The 17,727-nt window shown below is 39.6% G+C and carries 17 protein-coding genes; 1 reads left to right on the top strand and 16 read right to left on the bottom strand.

The window, feature by feature from the left end:
- Window positions 1-499 precede the first annotated feature (499 nt).
- The 16 genes from IQ10_RS11195 to gpr all read right to left on the bottom strand — a co-directional run bounded on the left by IQ10_RS11195 (window position 500) and on the right by gpr (window position 17,196).
- Entirely contained in the window at window positions 500-724 is a 225-nt protein-coding gene (locus IQ10_RS11195; RefSeq protein ID WP_144450592.1) for a rhodanese-like domain-containing protein, read from the bottom strand.
- A 197-nt stretch (window positions 725-921) separates the two neighbouring features.
- On the bottom strand, window positions 922-1,182 hold the full coding sequence (locus IQ10_RS11190) for a metal-sensitive transcriptional regulator (RefSeq protein ID WP_144450591.1): 261 nt from the start codon (window positions 1,180-1,182) through the stop codon (window positions 922-924).
- A 291-nt stretch (window positions 1,183-1,473) separates the two neighbouring features.
- On the bottom strand, window positions 1,474-2,148 hold the full coding sequence (gene deoC / locus IQ10_RS11185; RefSeq protein WP_144450590.1) for a deoxyribose-phosphate aldolase: 675 nt from the start codon (window positions 2,146-2,148) through the stop codon (window positions 1,474-1,476).
- Window positions 2,149-2,335: 187 nt separating this feature from the next.
- Window positions 2,336-2,851: a type 1 glutamine amidotransferase domain-containing protein gene (locus IQ10_RS11180; RefSeq protein WP_144450589.1), complete on the bottom strand. Its 516-nt coding sequence runs from the start codon at window positions 2,849-2,851 to the stop codon at window positions 2,336-2,338.
- 119 nt (window positions 2,852-2,970) lie between these two features.
- Window positions 2,971-4,320, bottom strand: coding sequence for a tRNA (N(6)-L-threonylcarbamoyladenosine(37)-C(2))-methylthiotransferase MtaB (gene mtaB / locus IQ10_RS11175; RefSeq protein WP_144450588.1), 1,350 nt, complete (start codon window positions 4,318-4,320; stop codon window positions 2,971-2,973).
- 6 nt (window positions 4,321-4,326) lie between these two features.
- Window positions 4,327-5,079 (bottom strand): 16S rRNA (uracil(1498)-N(3))-methyltransferase, encoded by a 753-nt coding sequence (locus IQ10_RS11170; protein WP_144450587.1) that lies wholly within the window; start codon window positions 5,077-5,079, stop codon window positions 4,327-4,329.
- A 42-nt stretch (window positions 5,080-5,121) separates the two neighbouring features.
- On the bottom strand, window positions 5,122-6,057 hold the full coding sequence (prmA, locus tag IQ10_RS11165; protein ID WP_144450608.1) for a 50S ribosomal protein L11 methyltransferase: 936 nt from the start codon (window positions 6,055-6,057) through the stop codon (window positions 5,122-5,124).
- 40 nt (window positions 6,058-6,097) lie between these two features.
- Window positions 6,098-7,204 carry a molecular chaperone DnaJ gene (gene dnaJ / locus IQ10_RS11160; RefSeq protein ID WP_144450586.1) on the bottom strand — a complete coding sequence of 369 codons (1,107 nt, stop codon included), beginning with the start codon at window positions 7,202-7,204 and terminating at the stop codon, window positions 6,098-6,100.
- A gap of 182 nt (window positions 7,205-7,386) precedes the next feature.
- Complete coding sequence (dnaK, locus tag IQ10_RS11155) at window positions 7,387-9,219, bottom strand: molecular chaperone DnaK (protein ID WP_144450585.1); 1,833 nt, start codon at window positions 9,217-9,219, stop codon at window positions 7,387-7,389.
- A gap of 46 nt (window positions 9,220-9,265) precedes the next feature.
- Window positions 9,266-9,826, bottom strand: a complete 561-nt coding sequence (gene grpE, locus IQ10_RS11150; RefSeq protein WP_437177683.1) for a nucleotide exchange factor GrpE — start codon at window positions 9,824-9,826, stop codon at window positions 9,266-9,268.
- Window positions 9,827-9,922: 96 nt separating this feature from the next.
- The gene (gene hrcA, locus IQ10_RS11145) at window positions 9,923-10,954 is read right to left on the bottom strand and encodes a heat-inducible transcriptional repressor HrcA (RefSeq protein ID WP_144450583.1); all 1,032 of its coding nucleotides are present in this window, start codon (window positions 10,952-10,954) and stop codon (window positions 9,923-9,925) included.
- 97 nt (window positions 10,955-11,051) lie between these two features.
- The gene (hemW, locus tag IQ10_RS11140) at window positions 11,052-12,209 is read right to left on the bottom strand and encodes a radical SAM family heme chaperone HemW (protein ID WP_144450582.1); all 1,158 of its coding nucleotides are present in this window, start codon (window positions 12,207-12,209) and stop codon (window positions 11,052-11,054) included.
- Between the two features lie 162 nt (window positions 12,210-12,371).
- The gene (gene lepA / locus IQ10_RS11135) at window positions 12,372-14,192 is read right to left on the bottom strand and encodes a translation elongation factor 4 (protein WP_144450581.1); all 1,821 of its coding nucleotides are present in this window, start codon (window positions 14,190-14,192) and stop codon (window positions 12,372-12,374) included.
- Window positions 14,193-14,354: 162 nt separating this feature from the next.
- The gene (locus IQ10_RS11130) at window positions 14,355-14,699 is read right to left on the bottom strand and encodes a DUF3679 domain-containing protein (protein WP_144450580.1); all 345 of its coding nucleotides are present in this window, start codon (window positions 14,697-14,699) and stop codon (window positions 14,355-14,357) included.
- A gap of 1 nt (window position 14,700) precedes the next feature.
- Window positions 14,701-15,888, bottom strand: a complete 1,188-nt coding sequence (gene spoIIP, locus IQ10_RS11125; RefSeq protein ID WP_144450579.1) for a stage II sporulation protein P — start codon at window positions 15,886-15,888, stop codon at window positions 14,701-14,703.
- Window positions 15,889-16,080: 192 nt separating this feature from the next.
- A complete protein-coding gene (gene gpr, locus IQ10_RS11120) occupies window positions 16,081-17,196 on the bottom strand; it encodes a GPR endopeptidase (protein ID WP_144450578.1) in 1,116 nt (371 codons plus the stop codon).
- 221 nt (window positions 17,197-17,417) lie between these two features.
- On the opposite strand from gpr, the gene rpsT reads away from it, so the two are divergent.
- Window positions 17,418-17,684, top strand: coding sequence for a 30S ribosomal protein S20 (gene rpsT, locus IQ10_RS11115; protein ID WP_144450577.1), 267 nt, complete (start codon window positions 17,418-17,420; stop codon window positions 17,682-17,684).
- The last annotated feature ends 43 nt before the right edge of the window (window positions 17,685-17,727 follow it).

The raw sequence follows: 17,727 nt of genomic DNA, 5'->3' as shown, positions 1-17,727 counted from the left end.
ATTAGCTCAAAATGTATCGCTAACGATACTTCTTAATAATTGACGAGATATCATGTATCTCTATTTCGCTTGGCTTTTGTTCAGTTTTCAAAGAACTCAGCGTCGCTCACCAGCGACTAAAACTATCTTAACATAAAGATCTTATCAATGCAACACTTTTAGAAAGAATAAAATTAGTATTTAAATATAATTATAACTGTTTTAAAAGTATATTGCATGGAGTTCTGATTCTTCGCTACATATCAAAAGCGAAGAATAATAGAATACCATAACCAAAGTAAAATAACAATAGTATATACATAATCAAATATAAAATTTATCACGCGTTTTACTTCTCTATATCTCTGCAAACCTCAAGTCTCATATGACTAAAACTGCACCAAATCGTCAGTCTCATACTCTCAAACATTATTTTAGTGACTGACAACAGGACCATCCCACTCAAGCAAGCCCCCACTAACATTTGTGACATTTGTATAACCATTATCAGTAAGTACGGCTACCACTTTCGGCAAATCACTACAATTTCATGCTCACGAGGAAGATCAATGTAAATTGTTGCTAATTTGCTTAGTGGCATGTTGACCATTCCAGCAATGGATGAATCTGCAAATTCACCGACTTCACGAACATCGATGTAAACAGCATCTGTGTCAGCTGTCATCTTCTCCGCCAATTCGACCGTTGTTATTTCGCTACTGTCACCTACCGAACGCAAAAACAAAAATACTACTCTTCATCTAATGATAGTTACAAAAATTTAAAATCTTTTCGGTTCATTTGATGCGCTTCATCTCATCGTAAACAAAATATTAATCTCCATTCTCAGCAACTTTAAATCTACCAACTAATACTAATATGGGTATAAAAAAAATAAAAAAGAAAGGTAACTCACACAAGTCACCCTTCTCTATCTATTCATTACCTACTTTTAACGAGTAGCTGAATCGCTTGTTCCACAATATCCTCTGTGCCTTCCCCTTTTTCCATTTGCTCAATCAGACATTGTTGCATATTCTTTGCAATAATAAATGCCATAGCACGGTCCATTGCTGACTTCGCTGCTGACATTTGGGTAATAACAGATTTACAGTCTTGTTCTTCTTCCATTAGACGAAGTACGCCTCTCACTTGTCCTTCAATTCTTTTCAAGCGATTTTTCATATCTTGTGTATATTCCAACGTTGTTTCCTCCTCCAAATTATTGATTTATTTTACTATCCACTCATCGGTGAATCACTAATGTCTAGTAAAGTAGCCGAATTAGTTCGTTTTAATCATTTTACTTGATAGTTGTTTGAAAACACAACCCATAATAGAGAAGATATTAGTGAACCAGTATTGCTTACACATAAAACTCATTATACCCAACACCCTATTATATAGTTTAATACCTTATCCCACTTTTATCAAATATAGTGCATGTTATCCTCAATCCATAAGAAAAGAGAGTGTTATCCACTCCCTCACGTATTAATAATCTGTATTTGCTTGTTCACCATTCACAATAGAAACACCTGCACTTGCACCAATTCGAGTTGCACCAGCCTCAACCATCGCACGTGCACCTTCAAGATCTCGAACACCACCTGATGCTTTCACTCCGATGTCCGGTCCTACTGTTTTGCGCATTAATCTAATATCTTCAACAGTTGCTCCACCAGTTGAGAAGCCAGTAGATGTTTTTACATAATCCGCTCCTGCCTTAACTGCTAATTCACAAGCGCGAACTTTTTCTTCTTCTGTTAAAAGACATGCTTCAATAATGACCTTTGTTAGCGCCTTTCCTTTTGCTGCTTCAACAACAGCACGAATATCTCGTTCTACTAGCTCGTCATCCTTGTCCTTAAGAGCAGCAATATTTAGCACCATATCGACTTCAGTTGCACCATTTTCAATCGCATTTGTTGCTTCAAATCGTTTTACTTCTGGAGTATTGGCACCAAGTGGGAAACCGATAACCGTACAAACCTTCACTCCCTCTGCATCTTTTAATTGCTCTGCAGCAAGCTTAACCCATGTTGGATTGACACACACTGATGCGAATTTATATTCTTTTGCTTCTGCACAAAGCTTAAGGATTTGTTCTTTTGTTGTTTCGGGCTTAAGTGCAGTATGATCAATAAGGTTAGCAATTGATTGACTCATCGTCAACATCCTCTCTCTAAAACAAAATAAGTTGTCCGTACCTCTAACTATCCTAGCATAAAACGTCAAAAGAAACGAGCGTAATCTCTTTTCATTGTTAGTATGAGATGACTACAATAAATTATTACTTTATTTCAACATAAATCGAGCACTTATCATCAGATAAGTGCTCGAGCTTTGCCTTTATTTATTTCAACACATTTAACGACTCACGGTTAAATGCTGGAATGTCCTTAGGTTCACGGCTCGTAACAAGATTGCCACCGCAGACAACCACTTCTTTATCATGTAAATTCGCTCCAGCATTTTTAATATCTACATGAATTGATTTATAACCAGTTACATCTCTGCCTTTTAGAACCTCTGCCGTAATTAGTAACTGCGGCCCATGGCATATTGCCATGATCGGCTTTTTACTTTCTGCAAATTCTTTTGCAAACGCGACAAATCGATCGTCCCCACGTAAAATATCTGGCGAGAATCCTCCTGGAATAAATAGTGCATCAAAGTCGTTAACGGATACCTCATCAATTCCTTTATCAATCGTAATTTTCTCTTCGTTGGTTTTCCCTGTTACTGTATTTCCACTTTCTTTTTCGATCGTTACGATTTCATGTCCAGCTTCTTTAAAAGCTTTGACAGGATCAGTATACTCTACATCCTCAAATAGATCCGTTACGACAACAGCAATTTTTTTACTCACACATATCACACTCCTGTTTAAGTATACGAATAGAATACCCTTTGCTGTTTTTCCTAAACATGAATGTGTTCGTAAAAATAAGAAAAGCCATGAGCACACGGCCCATAGCTTCTTTAAAACTATCCATTCACAACTTGCTTCACTTCAACATCTTCAACGACACGTACAAATTCACCTTCATTGTACGGGTAGCCAGCTTTTGTGATTTTCACCTTCACAATCTTTCCAATCATGTCTTCCGTTGCCGGAACTTTAACTTTTAAATAATTGTCTGTATAACCAATGAATAATCCGCTGTTTGGATTTTCCTTATCTTGTTCTTCTGGAATCATCTCAAGCACATCACCTTCAAAGCGAGCTGCGTATTCCTTTGCAAGCTGATTAGAAAGTTCAATTAAACGATGAACACGCTCATTTTTCACTTCTTCATCTACTTGATTTTCCATACGAGCTGCCGGTGTCCCAGTACGCTTAGAGTAAGGGAATACATGTAATTCGCTAAATTGATGCTTTGCAATAAAATCATATGTTTCTTTGAATTCATCTTCTGTTTCACCAGGAAAACCAACAATAACATCTGATGTCACAGCTAGACCAGGAAGAGCCATTTTCAATTTATCAAGACGCTCGCCGAAAAATTCCATTGTATATTTACGACGCATACGTTTTAACACTGAATTTGATCCTGATTGCAGTGGAATGTGCAAATGACGAACAACCTTCTCAGAACGATCAATCACATCAATTACATCATCTGTTAATTGGCTTGCTTCAATAGAAGAAATACGAATTCGTTTTAGTCCTTCAACATGCTCTAAATCTTCAAGAAGACGCGCTAGGCTGTAATCCTTCAAATCTTCGCCATAGCCACCTGTGTGAATGCCTGTGAGGACAATTTCCTTATAGCCCGCTTCCACGAGTTGATGAGCTTGCTTAATGACTTCTTGTGGATCACGAGAACGCATTAAACCTCTTGCCCACGGAATAATACAGAAAGTACAGAAATTGTTACAGCCCTCTTGAATTTTTAAAGAAGCGCGTGTGCGATCTGTGAAGGCAGGAACATCAAGCTCTTCGTAAACACGAGATTTCATAATGTTTCCCACACCATTAATCGGCTCACGATCATGCTTGAACTGCTCGATATATTCAAGCATTTTCACACGGTCCTGTGTTCCAACAACAATATCCACACCAGGAATCGCCATCACTTCAGCAGGTGACGTTTGTGCGTAACACCCAGTGACACAAATCACGGCATCTGGATTTTTACGAATCGCACGACGGATGACTTGGCGACTTTTTTTATCGCCTGTGTTCGTAACCGTGCACGTATTAATGACATAGACATCTGAAGTTGATTCATAATCAACTTTCTCATAGCCCTCTTTTTGAAACAGCTGCCAAATCGCTTCTGTTTCATAATGATTTACTTTACAACCTAATGTATGAAAGGCAACAGTAGGCATTTTTCTTCACCTCATTAATTCGAAATGGTACGAAATAGCTGCAAGCGCATATAAGGGCGCTGTCTCCGTACGTAAAATTCTTGGCCCAAATCCACAAAGGATCGCTCCTTCTTCTGTAAGCTGCTCGACTTCAGTAGTAGTCAAACCACCTTCTGGACCAATAATCACGAGCACTGATTGACTAACAGATAAAGATTGTAAGATTTCTGCTAATTTCATTTTCTCGCCACTCTTTGCTGATTCCTCGTAAGCAATTATAACAGCATCAAATGATGATATCTGATTTCTTAATTCAGCTAATGAATGGATATCATAAATGTTAGGAATGCGCTCCCGATACGATTGTTCCGCAGCTTCCTTTGCTATTTTTGTTAGGCGTTCAATTTTCTTGCCTGCTTTTTTATGATCCCATTTGACAATTGAACGAGCTGCAGAAAAAGGAAGAAAGGCAAAAGCTCCGAGCTCTGTCCCTTTTTGAACAATCAGCTCTAGCTTATCACCTTTAGGTAAGCCTTGGGCAATCGTGACATAAACAGGAAGCTCTGTATTTGGCACAAGCTCTTCTACAATTCGTGCTTCTATAAGTGATTCTTCCACTAACGAAATTTCACATCGCACCGTTCGCAAATGCCCATCACTACAAACGATCTCATCGCCTGGCTCCATTCTCATGACACGTCCGATATGCTTCACGTCTTCTCCCGTGATGGTCACTTTATGATCTGACATTTGCTCTTGCGCAACAAAATAACGTTGCATCGTCATCTTCCTCACTATCAATCATCAGTTAATGATTTTTATTTAATCTTTTTTCGCAATAAAGGCTACCCAGTCATCCATCTCAACAACTTCTTCAATCATAAATCCACCAGCTGTAAGAGCATCTCTCACTTCTTGTTTCTTACGCTTAATAATACCTGATGTAATATACGTTCCATTTGGTTTAAGGACCGCTGCCGCATCTTGTACAAATTGAATAATGACTTCAGCTAAAATATTGGCCACAACGACATCGTAAGAGCCTTCTATTCCTTTAAGCAAATCATTTTGTTGAACAGTTACAATATCGTCGACTTTATTTAGCCTTACATTTTGAGAGGCACTCTCTACCGCAACATAATCAAGGTCAAGCGCAAGAACACTCTTCGCACCTAGCTTTGCCGCAGCGATACTTAAAACCCCAGAGCCTGTACCAACATCCATTACCTCTTCTCCCCCTTCAAGTACTTTATCAAGCGCTTGAATACAGAGAACGGTCGTTGGGTGTGTGCCTGTCCCAAATGCCATCCCAGGATCTAGTTCAATAATGGTTTCTTCTTCCGTTGGCGTATATTCTTCCCAAGTCGGCGTAATCGTAATAGAATTTGATACTTTAACAGGCTTATAATACTTCTTCCAAGCTGTTGCCCAATCTTCTTCATCAACTTCTGTAAGTTGAATTTTTTGATGCCCGAGATCAAAATCGTACATCAATAAGCCGTTGATCGCTTCTTTTATTTCATCAATTGTCTCCGCTAAGAAGCTATTGACTGGAAAATAAGCTTTAATCATTACACCATCTTCGGGATAATCGTCAGGGGAGAGTTGGTAGATTTCTCCGTAATGAACCCCCCATACCTTCACAAGGTCCTTGGGATCTTCAATCACGACACCACTCGCACCAGCCTCATGTAAGATGTTACAAACTGGCTCGACCGCTTCTTCTGTCGTATGAATACTAAACTCCGACCATTTCATCATTTTCTCCAACTCCACCCTTTCGATTTATAGCAATTTATTATCCCTTGAAAGCTCGTTTTACTTTTGCAAAAAAGCTGTCATTTTGTTCATCAGGCTGTCCACCTGTCATTTGTGCAAATTCACGGATAATATCTTTTTCCTTCTCCGTTAAATTCTTCGGTGTGACAACACGAATTCTTACATGCTGATCACCTTGACCTCGTCCGTGAACATTCGGAACACCTTTGCCGCGCAGGCGGAAATCAGTACCCGTTTGTGTACCCGCAGGAATTTTCAGCTTTACCTTCCCACTCAACGTTGGTACTTCAATTTCATCTCCAAGCGCTACTTGAGCAAATGTGAGTGGCATTTCACAGTAAATGTCATCCCCTTCACGCTCGAAAAATTCATGAGGTTTTACATTGAATACAACATATAAGTCTCCAGGAGGACCACCGTTAGTGCCTGCTTCCCCTTGACCAGATACACGTAATTGTTGACCGTGATCAATACCAGCTGGTACTTTCACGCTGATCTTCTTACGTTTACGCACCTTACCTTTTCCAGCACATGTCGTACATTTTTCTTTAATAAATTTCCCTGTGCCTTCACAGTGATGACAAACACGACGATTAACAACACGACCAAACGGCGTATTTTGCTCTACATTTAGCTGGCCAGAACCACCACAGTGCGAACATGTCTCTGGCTTCGTTCCTGGCTTCGCTCCAGATCCTGTACATGTTTGACATGTTTCTTCTCTAGGGATTTCAATTTCTTTATCTTTTCCGAACACAGCTTCTTTAAATTCAAGAGTCATTGTGTATTGAAGATCAGCCCCTTGACGAGGAGCATTCGGATTACGACGTCCACCGCCTCCAAAGAACATATCAAAAATATCGCCAAAGCCTCCACCAAAGTCTCCGCCACCGCCAAAGCCTTGGTTTGGATCAGTGTGACCAAACTGATCATAATGTGCTTTCTTTTGAGGGTCACTTAATGTGTCATAGGCATCTTTTACTTCTTTAAATTTATCCGTAGCATCCGCTTCTTTGTTGACGTCTGGGTGATATTTACGCGCAAGTTTACGATACGCTTTTTTCACTTCATCAACTGAAGCATTTTTATCGACACCAAGGACTTCATAGTAATCTCTTTTACTCATGTCATCCACTCCCGACTCTATTCCATAACGTTCATCTTATCATTACCACATGATGATTCGCAAGCTGTAACAGCCAACATGTATAACCTATTTTTATTAGATTACTCGTAGAAAAAGCCAAAGTCATCCACGCTGACTTTGACTTTTTCTGTGCAATCCGAATTCACTATAGAAATGCGGTCTTATTTCTTTTCTTCTTCTTTTACTTCTTCGTATTCAGCATCAACGACATTATCATCAGCCTTCTCTGAAGCACCTTCAGCTCCTTGGTTTGCTTGAGCCGCTTGAGCTGCTTGCTCATACATCTTTGTCGTAAGAGCCATCACGATTTCTTGAAGCTCATCTTTTGCTGAACGAATGTCATCGATGTTATCAGACTCAATCGCCGCTTTTAGCTTATCTTTTGCAGCTTCAGCTTTGTCTTTTTCTTCCTGATCCACGTTTTCACCGAGATCTTTAAGAGTCTTTTCTGTTTGGAATACAAGTTGGTCTGCTTCGTTGCGAAGCTCTACTTCTTCACGACGCTTTTTATCTTCTTCTGCGTTTGCTTCAGCATCCTTAACCATTTTTTCGATCTCTTCATCAGAAAGACCAGAAGAAGACGTAATTGTGATTGATTGTTCTTTGTTCGTTCCCAGATCCTTCGCCTTAACATTCACGATACCGTTCGCATCAAGATCGAATGTTACTTCGATTTGTGGAACGCCGCGTGGTGCTGGTGGAAGATCCGTTAATTGAAAACGACCCAGTGTTTTGTTGTAAGCTGCCATTTCTCGCTCACCTTGAAGAACATGAATATCAACTGATGGTTGGTTATCTGCAGCTGTTGAGAACACTTGAGATTTAGACGTTGGGATTGTTGTATTACGCTCAATTAACTTTGTGAATACTCCACCCATTGTTTCAATACCAAGTGAAAGTGGTGTTACGTCTAGAAGAACGACATCCTTAACATCCCCTGTTAAGACACCAGCTTGAACTGCCGCACCAAGCGCAACAACTTCATCAGGGTTTACACCTTTATGAGGTTCTTTACCAGTAAGCTTTTTAATCGCTTCTTGTACAGCTGGAATACGAGTCGATCCACCAACAAGAACGATTTTGTCAATCTCACTTGCAGAAAGACCTGAATCAGCAAGCGCACGACGCGTTGGCTCAAGTGTACGTTCTACTAAATCAGAAGAAAGCTCTTCAAATTTCGCACGGCTTAAGCTAAGCTCTAAATGCTTAGGACCAGTTGCATCCGCTGTAATAAACGGAAGAGAGATTTGTGTTTGAGTAACGCCAGAAAGATCTTTCTTTGCCTTCTCAGCAGCATCTTTTAAACGTTGCATCGCCATTTTATCTTGCGCGAGGTCAATTCCATTATCCTTTTTAAATTGCTCAACAAGGTAATCAATAATAACTTGGTCAAAATCATCCCCACCAAGCTTGTTATCACCTGATGTTGCTTTTACTTCAAAGAAGCCATCGCCAAGTTCAAGAATGGAAACGTCAAATGTACCACCACCAAGGTCATACACTAAAATCGTTTGGTCTTCTTCTTTTTCAAATCCGTAAGCAAGCGCAGCTGCAGTAGGCTCGTTCACAATACGTTCTACTTCAAGACCAGCAATCTTACCAGCATCCTTTGTTGCTTGGCGTTGTGAATCATTAAAGTAAGCTGGAACTGTAATAACAGCCTTCGTTACTTTTTCTCCAAGGTAAGCTTCTGCATCAGACTTCAATTTTTGAAGGATAATGGCAGAAATCTCTTGAGGTGTGTACTCCTTACCTTCAACAGTTTCTTTATAAGCTGTTCCCATATGACGCTTGATTGAAATAATTGTGTTTGGGTTCGTGATTGCTTGACGCTTTGCTACTTCCCCTACTAAACGCTCACCATCTTTAAATGCAACAACAGAAGGTGTTGTACGGTTACCTTCTGGATTTGGGATAACAACCGCTTCTCCGCCTTCCATAACAGCGACACAAGAGTTTGTTGTTCCTAAATCAATACCAATAATTTTACTCATGATTTATTCCTCCACTTCACTATTTATCATTCAAGTATGTAAAGGATTATGCGTTAACCTTGACCATTGCAGGTCTAAGAACACGATCCTTTAACTTATATCCTTTTTGTAATTCTTCCACAATCTGATTCGATTCAAACCCTTCCTCTTCCACTTGCATGACTGCTTGATGCAAGTGAGGATCAAACGTTTGACCTACAGTCTCAATGACTTCAATACCTTCATTTTTCAGTGATTCTTGGAATTGGCGATACACCATTTCCATCCCTTGAAGTAATGATTTTGCTTCCTCAGCCTCAGGCTTTACAAGCAAAGCGCGTTCGAAGTTATCAATGACAGGAAGCAATGCTTCAATTACAGTTTGTGATCTATATTTCGCAGCCGCTTCTTTTTCCTCACGAGAACGGCGACGGAAGTTATCGTAATCAGCTTGAACACGTAGAAGACGATTATTTAGTTCAGCAACTTCCTGTTTGAGTACTTCCTCAGGGCTTGCTTCAACTTGGATCTCTTCAACCTCAGCCTCGACACTTGTATTTACATCTTCCTCTTTGGCTTCAATTGTTTCTTCCTCAAGCGTATGCGTTTCTTTTTCTGTCAACTCAATCACCTCCTAATAAAATTAACATGGCTATTATATGTATTTATGACAAAAAGCTGTGGAAGGACAAACCTTCACAACTAATTGTCAATATTACCATTTCTAGCTTTGATGATACAAGTTTGTCAATAGTTTTGTTAAGTCTTTTGACAATGTATCAACGACTCCAATCACTCTGCGGTATTCCATGCGAGTAGGACCTAAAATACCAATTGTCCCCATATGCTTCCCACCAATTGAATAAGACGCCGTAATTAAACTACAGTTATCAAAGGCTTCAAGATTATTCTCTTGCCCAATTTTCACCTGAATTCCATCATGAGGTGAACGTAAAATGTGTTGCATCTTGTCGTCCTCTTCTAGCATATTAAGAAGGACACGCACCTTATCGATATCGCGAAATTCTGGCTGCATCAATAAATTAGTCTTTCCACTATAAAAGACTTTCTCGGACTTTTCGATGTCAAAAGAAGAACCAAGCATTTGCATAATATGCTCATAATTTTGTACATGTGCACGGAGAACATTCGCGACCTCCGTCTTTAATTTGTGACGGAGCTTATACAAAGGAACACCCATTAAGCGTTCATTCAAAATATTAACTGTTCGCTCTAATGCAGAAGCATCAATTGATTCTGGAATGGCAATCGTTTGGTTCTCAACATGCCCAGTATCGGTAACGAGTATGAGAATGGCTGAACTTTTGCCTAACGGAATAATTTGAATGTTTCTAAGCGATGCTTCAAACATTTCAGGTCCAAGTACAAGTGAAATATAACTTGTCATGTTAGAGAGAACCCGGGCTGAATGCTGAATAACCTCTTCTACTTCCTGAATTCGATCACTAAAAATCGAACGGATATCAAGCTCTTCATCAGCCGTTAAATGATGAGGCATTAATAGGTTATCGACATAATAGCGATAGCCTTTTTGAGACGGAATACGCCCTGCAGAGCTATGAGGCTTTTCTAGAAAGCCAAGTTCCTCTAAGTCGGCCATATCATTACGGATCGTTGCAGGACTAAACGTAATATCTTCTCTCTTTGAAATACTACGAGAACCAACCGGCTCTGCGGAACGGATATAATCATCAACAATAGCATGTAAAATGAGCAATTGTCTCTCTGTTAACATCCCTTATCACCTCTGTTAGCACTCAACACCTACGAGTGCTAAATCTAATGATAAAGTATCAAATAGGGCGCGTTTTGTCAATAATGAAAGCCTCAACTTACTGACCACCTTCATCACTTAAAACAGCAATAAACTGCTCAAATACTTCATTCCCGAGAAGAAGCCCTTTTTCTGTTAATTTTACCCTATCTTCATCTACCTGCAAAAGTCCTCGATCAACAAGCAACGTAATTTGCTCGGAAAAACATTCATCTAGCGAGCGCCCGTATCGTTCTTGAAATAAGGAGCGACTCACACCTTCTCTTTTTCTGAGTCCCATGAACATCGCTTCCTCAATTCGTTCAACTTTTGTGACAAGATGTTCAGTTAGAATCGGAGCGTTTCCGTCCTCAACAGCTTTTAAATATTTCGGCAACGGACCATGGTTTTGATGACGTACTCCATTTACATACCCGTGTGCACCTGCACCAAAGCCATAATATTCTTCGTTGTTCCAGTAAACTAAATTATGCTTACTTTCAAAACCCGCCTTGGCGAAATTACTTATTTCATACTGCTGAAAGCCATTCTTCTTCGTTTCTTTCAAAAGAAGTTCATACATAGTGACTTCATCATCTTCTGGAGGCAACGTCAACTTCCCTTTACGCTGTCGATTATAAAAAACTGTTTTTTCTTCTATTTTCAGTGAATAAGCTGATAAATGAGTCACATCAAGCTTCATTGCTTCTTGTAACGTCTCATAAAAATGAGCTGGAGTCTGTTTTGGTAAACCAAACATTAAATCAAGGGATAAATTGTCAAAACCAGCTTGCTTGCTTCGTCTAACAGCATCCCACACACTGTTACGTGAATGTGTCCGACCTATTTCTTTTAGTAATAATTCATCAAACGTTTGGACACCAATACTTAAGCGATTAATCCCATGTTCCTTTAATACAGCTAGTTTTTCTTCTTGGATGCTATCAGGATTCACTTCAATCGTATATTCTTCAATGTTCTCTATTGGCAGGACTTGCTTCATTCCTTTTAGCAATACATCTAATTGATCGGCCGAGAGCGCAGTTGGTGTCCCTCCTCCAATATAAACTGTTTTTAGTGAAGGTGTCGGGTGAGTAGCAAGCGTTCGCTTCATTTCAAGAAGTAATGCATCAATATATTGATCCACTGGTTGGTTTTTTAAGAACACTTTATTAAAATCGCAATAATGACAAATATGCTCACAAAAGGGAATATGAACGTATGCTGCTGTTGCCATGTCACATCCCTCCTTTCTTTCTCTAAAATTTAAAAGAGGGTGACTAAAAGCAAGTGTCTACTCCCTAGTTCTAAGTACCCTACGTATATCGTACGTTACGATATACGTTGTGGATTTAGCCTGGATCAGACCTTGATTAGTCTCCCTCTTCATCTACATTCCTTAATCATCCATTCGAAGAACAGCCATGAATGCCTCTTGCGGAACTTCAACATTCCCCACTGACTTCATTCGTTTCTTCCCTTCCTTTTGCTTTTCAAGTAGCTTTCGCTTACGAGAAATATCGCCACCATAACATTTTGCTAACACGTTTTTTCGCATCGCTTTAATGGTCGAGCGGGCAATGATCTTTTGACCGATACTCGCTTGAACTGGCACTTCAAATTGTTGTCTCGGAATTAATTCTTTTAATTTTTCAACAATGATTTTCCCACGATCATAAGCAAAATCACGATGCACGATAACAGAAAGCGCATCAACCGTCTCTCCGTTAAGAAGGATATCCATTTTTACAAGCTTAGAAGGCTTGTAACCAATTAATTCATAATCAAACGAAGCGTATCCCTTCGTATTTGACTTTAGTTGGTCAAAAAAGTCATAAACGATTTCAGATAAAGGAATCTCGTATACAATTTGCACACGATTTTCATCAAGATATTGCATATCAATGAAAATACCACGTTTCCCTTGGCAAAGCTCCATGACAGAACCAACATAATCGTTTGGTACCATCACTTTTGATTTTACATAAGGTTCTTCAACTTGATCAATCTTCTGTACATCTGGCATGTTTGAAGGATTATCAATTTGAACTTCTTCACCGCCTGTTGTCAAAACTTTATACACAACGCTTGGTGCTGTCGTAATCAACACGATGCCGAATTCACGCTCGATCCGTTCTTGGATAATCTCCATATGAAGAAGCCCTAAGAAACCACAACGGAAACCAAAGCCAAGTGCCTGTGATGTTTCAGGTTCATATTGCAACGATGCGTCATTTAATTCAAGACGCTCAAGTGCCTCACGCAAATCGTTATATTCATTTGTATCAACAGGATAGAGACCACAATACACCATCGGATTCATACGACGATAACCAGGAAGTGGCTCATCAGCAGGATTTACAGCATTGGTAATCGTATCCCCAACACGTGTATCACCAACATTTTTAATTGCCGCCGTTAAAAAGCCAACATCCCCAACCGTTAACTCGTCACGCTTTTCAACTTTAGGTGTAAATACGCCGAGCTCAAGTACTTCAAACTCTTTTCCCGTTGCCATCATTTTAATTTTCTGACCTGGCTTAACGGTTCCTTCAACAATTCGGACATACGCCACAACTCCGCGATATGAATCATATAATGAATCGAATATCAGTGCTTTCAGTGGAGCTTCTGGATCACCAGTTGGAGCAGGAACTTTTTCAACTACTTGCTCAAGAATGTCTTCAATTCCAATCCCGTTTTTAGCAGATGCCAACACAGCATCAGATGTATCAAGTCCGATTACATCCTCTACTTCTTGCTTCACACGATCAGGCTCTGCACTTGGCAAATCAATTTTATTAATAACAGGTAAAATTTCTAAATCATTATCAAGCGCCAAATAAACATTTGCAAGTGTTTGAGCTTCAATTCCTTGCGCTGCATCAACAATTAATAATGCACCTTCACATGCTGCTAAGCTTCGCGAGACTTCATACGTGAAATCGACATGCCCTGGCGTATCGATTAAATGCATGATATATTCTTCTCCGTCTTTTGCTTTATATGTTAGCTGAACAGCATTTAACTTAATCGTAATTCCACGTTCACGCTCTAAATCCATCGCATCAAGCGTTTGATCTTTCATCTCACGAGCGGTTAGTGCCCCAGTCTTCTCTAAAATACGGTCAGCAAGTGTAGACTTCCCGTGGTCAATATGGGCGATAATCGAAAAGTTACGAATCCTCGACTGTCGCTCTAGTCTTTTTACTTTATCCATGACATGATCACTCCTACATTCTCGTACAATGTACACTATTTCTGATTATACCAATCGTTGTGCTGTCAAGCAACAATCTCCTTTCATCGATCTTTCTACTATTCAATGTATTCACCATTCATCGCATTGAAAAAGACTAACGCATAGTTATGAGTTAGTCTTTTAACCATTTAAGACATTGTGAACAAATGACATAACCTGCGATAAAAAGGCGCGACTTGCTCTATTTGCCCCTTCAGCTAACGAACTCCCCATTTCTGAAAAAAAATTAAATCTGCCTACATCTTCTACACGCTGTTTTTTTTCTACCAGCTCATCTTTCTTAACGGCTCCTTGATTTTGGTTTTCTGTTTGATTTTGTTGCACAGGCTCTTCTTGTTTTTGTTCTATAGGAAGAGGTTCTGGTTGTGAGATTCCGAGCTCTTCATTCATATGCTGTACCCCCAATAAAGCACCTAGTAAGAATAAAACACCCATAAAAGAAGTCATCACAACCAGCTTTTTCATCTTACTCCTCCTCTCCTTCCTGACCACTAACAGCATCTGCCTGCCAGTAGTAATCTGCAAATACATCCGCTAACGCTTCTGCAGAGCGATATGTTTCTTCTAACGAATTCTCGATACCACCAACCTCAATTAAGATGGATTGCTTTGATAAATCTTGATTAAACCTGCCATTTGTCAGTGCACCTTCTTTTACAATGACCCCACGACTTAAACCAGGATAGTTCTCTTCTAATAATCGGTGAAGCTCTTCAGCTAAGTGAAGATTATGCTTATGATCATTGTGGTTACCACCTATAACAAAAAACGTACGTGCAAATTCTTCGCCATTAATTGTGACCGTTGTTCTGTCCCTAGGTAGTGAATCACGATGCAAATCAAAAAAGAATTCTAAGTCGTTCTCCTGTGCCATTGCTTCTTTGATAAATTCTCTTGAGGCATCATAGGATCTCGGATAACTCCAACCTCTTTCGCTTAAATTGGCTTGAATATCACGTCTTTCTACTTCAACGCCAATTCCTCTTTTTTCAAGCTCCTGCGATAATTTTTCTCCTACAAGCGTAATATTAATTTTGCTATGGTGTGCTTCATTTGGAACATCGGTTTCTAGTTCTGGTAAAAAAGATTCATAGTTATGGGAATGAATAATATGAACTACCTTTCTTCCATCCGTGGTTCCAGCAAGCTTTTCACCCTCTCTTTCAAGTTGTTCAAGCATCGCTAAACTTTCCTGAGTCGCTTCTCTCTCAGCCATTAACACTTCCATAGGAGGAGCTGATTCTACGGGTAGATTCGTATAGTCAGTCCCTTCTCCAGCTACAACAATCCGTCCATCAAATAAAGCAAAGCCAGGTAGTTCCCTCCCCAGTAAACTTCGTGGATCATCAGGATTAATACTTGTTGCCACACGAAATGCAAGGTTTGACACACTGAGCGGTTCACTATCTTTAGGCAATACTTGTGCAAAATAAGCATTTTCCATTCCTAACAGGTGAACAAAATGCTCCCCTTTAATATCGCTCGCCCATTCATGTACTTGATTTGATGCTAGACCATAACCTGGTTCAAATGAGGTTAACATTCCAGTAAAAACGAAGAGGGCAATAATTCCAACAATCGTTAGAGCAACAATTTTTTTAAGACTCGTCCGATTTATCTTAACCGTGAAACTATGGAACTGGTTTCTTTTCATAAATAGTTCTCTCCCTTATGCGTAGCGTGAGTAAAATGATAACGATAACTTGTCCATTGACTAATGCGTAGGAAGCTACTAATCCACTACTATGAATAATCAAAAAAGAGTAGAACAACAAAATAAAAAAGAGTCTGATCTCTTATACACATCATTACTGTGTATTGAAGAAAATCAGACCCTTTTTATCGCTTAATGTGTATAAGCTCCAACATTTTCTTGGTCAACTTGGCGATGAAGAGCTGCATTCATTCCTGCCGCTAAGACATTAGCCATATCGTCAATAAAGACATCGACTTCTTTTGGCGTTACCATCAGATTATGTCCTAATGGAGCCAGTACTTCTTGAATAAGTTGCCTTTTTTCATGTTCAGGCAAATTCCCAACCATCCCCATAATCGTCGTACGTTTCTCTTCTTCTGGCAAATCCTCATCCGTTAACTTTCTCTTCTCACCAAATGTCATCCCCGCTGGTGTAAGGGAACGAGAAGGTGCATTTCCTTCCTTCATCTCACGCCCAAAATGCTTTAAAACATAATCAATCGTATCACTCGTAATCGAAACCGCATCAACAACAGTAGGGATACCAACGGCAATCACTGGAATACCAAGCGAATCCTTACTCAATTCCTTCCGCTTATTTCCGACACCGCTGCCTGGATGAATACCTGTATCAGAAATCTGGATTGTCGTATTGACACGCTCAATCGAACGAGAAGCCAACGCATCAATCGCAATCACAAAATCAGGCTTCGTTTTCTCGATGATTCCGTAAATTACATCACTCGTTTCAATACCCGTAAGACCCATAACGCCAGGAATAATCGCACTTACTGGGCGAAACCCCTTTTGTACCTGTTCCGGCGCTAATTCAAACAAGTGACGAGTGATTAATAAGTTTTCAATTGTTAGTGGGCCTAGAGCATCAGGTGTCACATTCCAATTACCTAGTCCGACTACTAGGCATGTATCTGTTTCTTTAATCCCTAAATCAACCAAAAATGAATGAAAGGCATCCGCAAAAACACGCTCCATTTTCTCTTGTAAATCAGTATCTTTTTTGCGAATTCCTTGGGCTTCGAACGTTAAATAATTTCCAGGCTTTTTACCAAGACGCTTTGCTCCCACTTCATCAATCATGACATGTGTAATCGTGACTCCATCTATCGTTTCTTCCTTTATAGTTACACCATTTACCTCTTGATCATTTTCATTGGTTTTTCGTTGTTCTTCAAGCGCCATTTGTCTAGCCTCGACAGCTAAATCCGTCCGAACTTGATATGGATCAAGATTTAATTCCTCAGACATTTACACCATTCCTCCTCATAGATCACTAGTGAGAATAGTGTTTCCTGAACTGGATGTTTTCATTCTGCTATTGCATTTTTGTGTAGTTTTTGATAGAATGCAATTTGTTGTATGAATGATGTTACGTGCATCTTCAAGGCCTTGAATAAAGGAATCGAAACCGTTCATAATAGATGGACTGGTGACAAACGAGAACAACATTTTTTCAGGAGGTGAAAGATATGCCAAATATTAAATCAGCAATTAAGCGTGTGAAAACAAACGACAAGCGTCGTGCGCAAAACATTTCTGTAAAATCTGCTCTTCGTACTGCTGTTAAGAACTTCGAAGCAAAAGTTGAAACTGGTGACGTTGCATTAGCAACAGCAGCATACACTGAAGCTAGCAAGAAGCTTGATAAAGCAGCAAACAAAGGACTTATCCATAAGAATGCAGCATCTCGTCAAAAGTCTCGTCTAGCTAAGAAGCTTAACGGTCTTTCTGCATAATAACTGGGTATACGTAAACACACGATGATCATCGTGTGTTTTT

Source organism: Halalkalibacter nanhaiisediminis (assembly GCF_007830185.1).
GTDB lineage: Bacteria > Bacillota > Bacilli > Bacillales > Bacillaceae_D > Halalkalibacter > Halalkalibacter nanhaiisediminis.
Note: the sequence above shows the minus strand (reverse complement) of the source record. Positions and strands in the feature narration are given on the sequence as shown.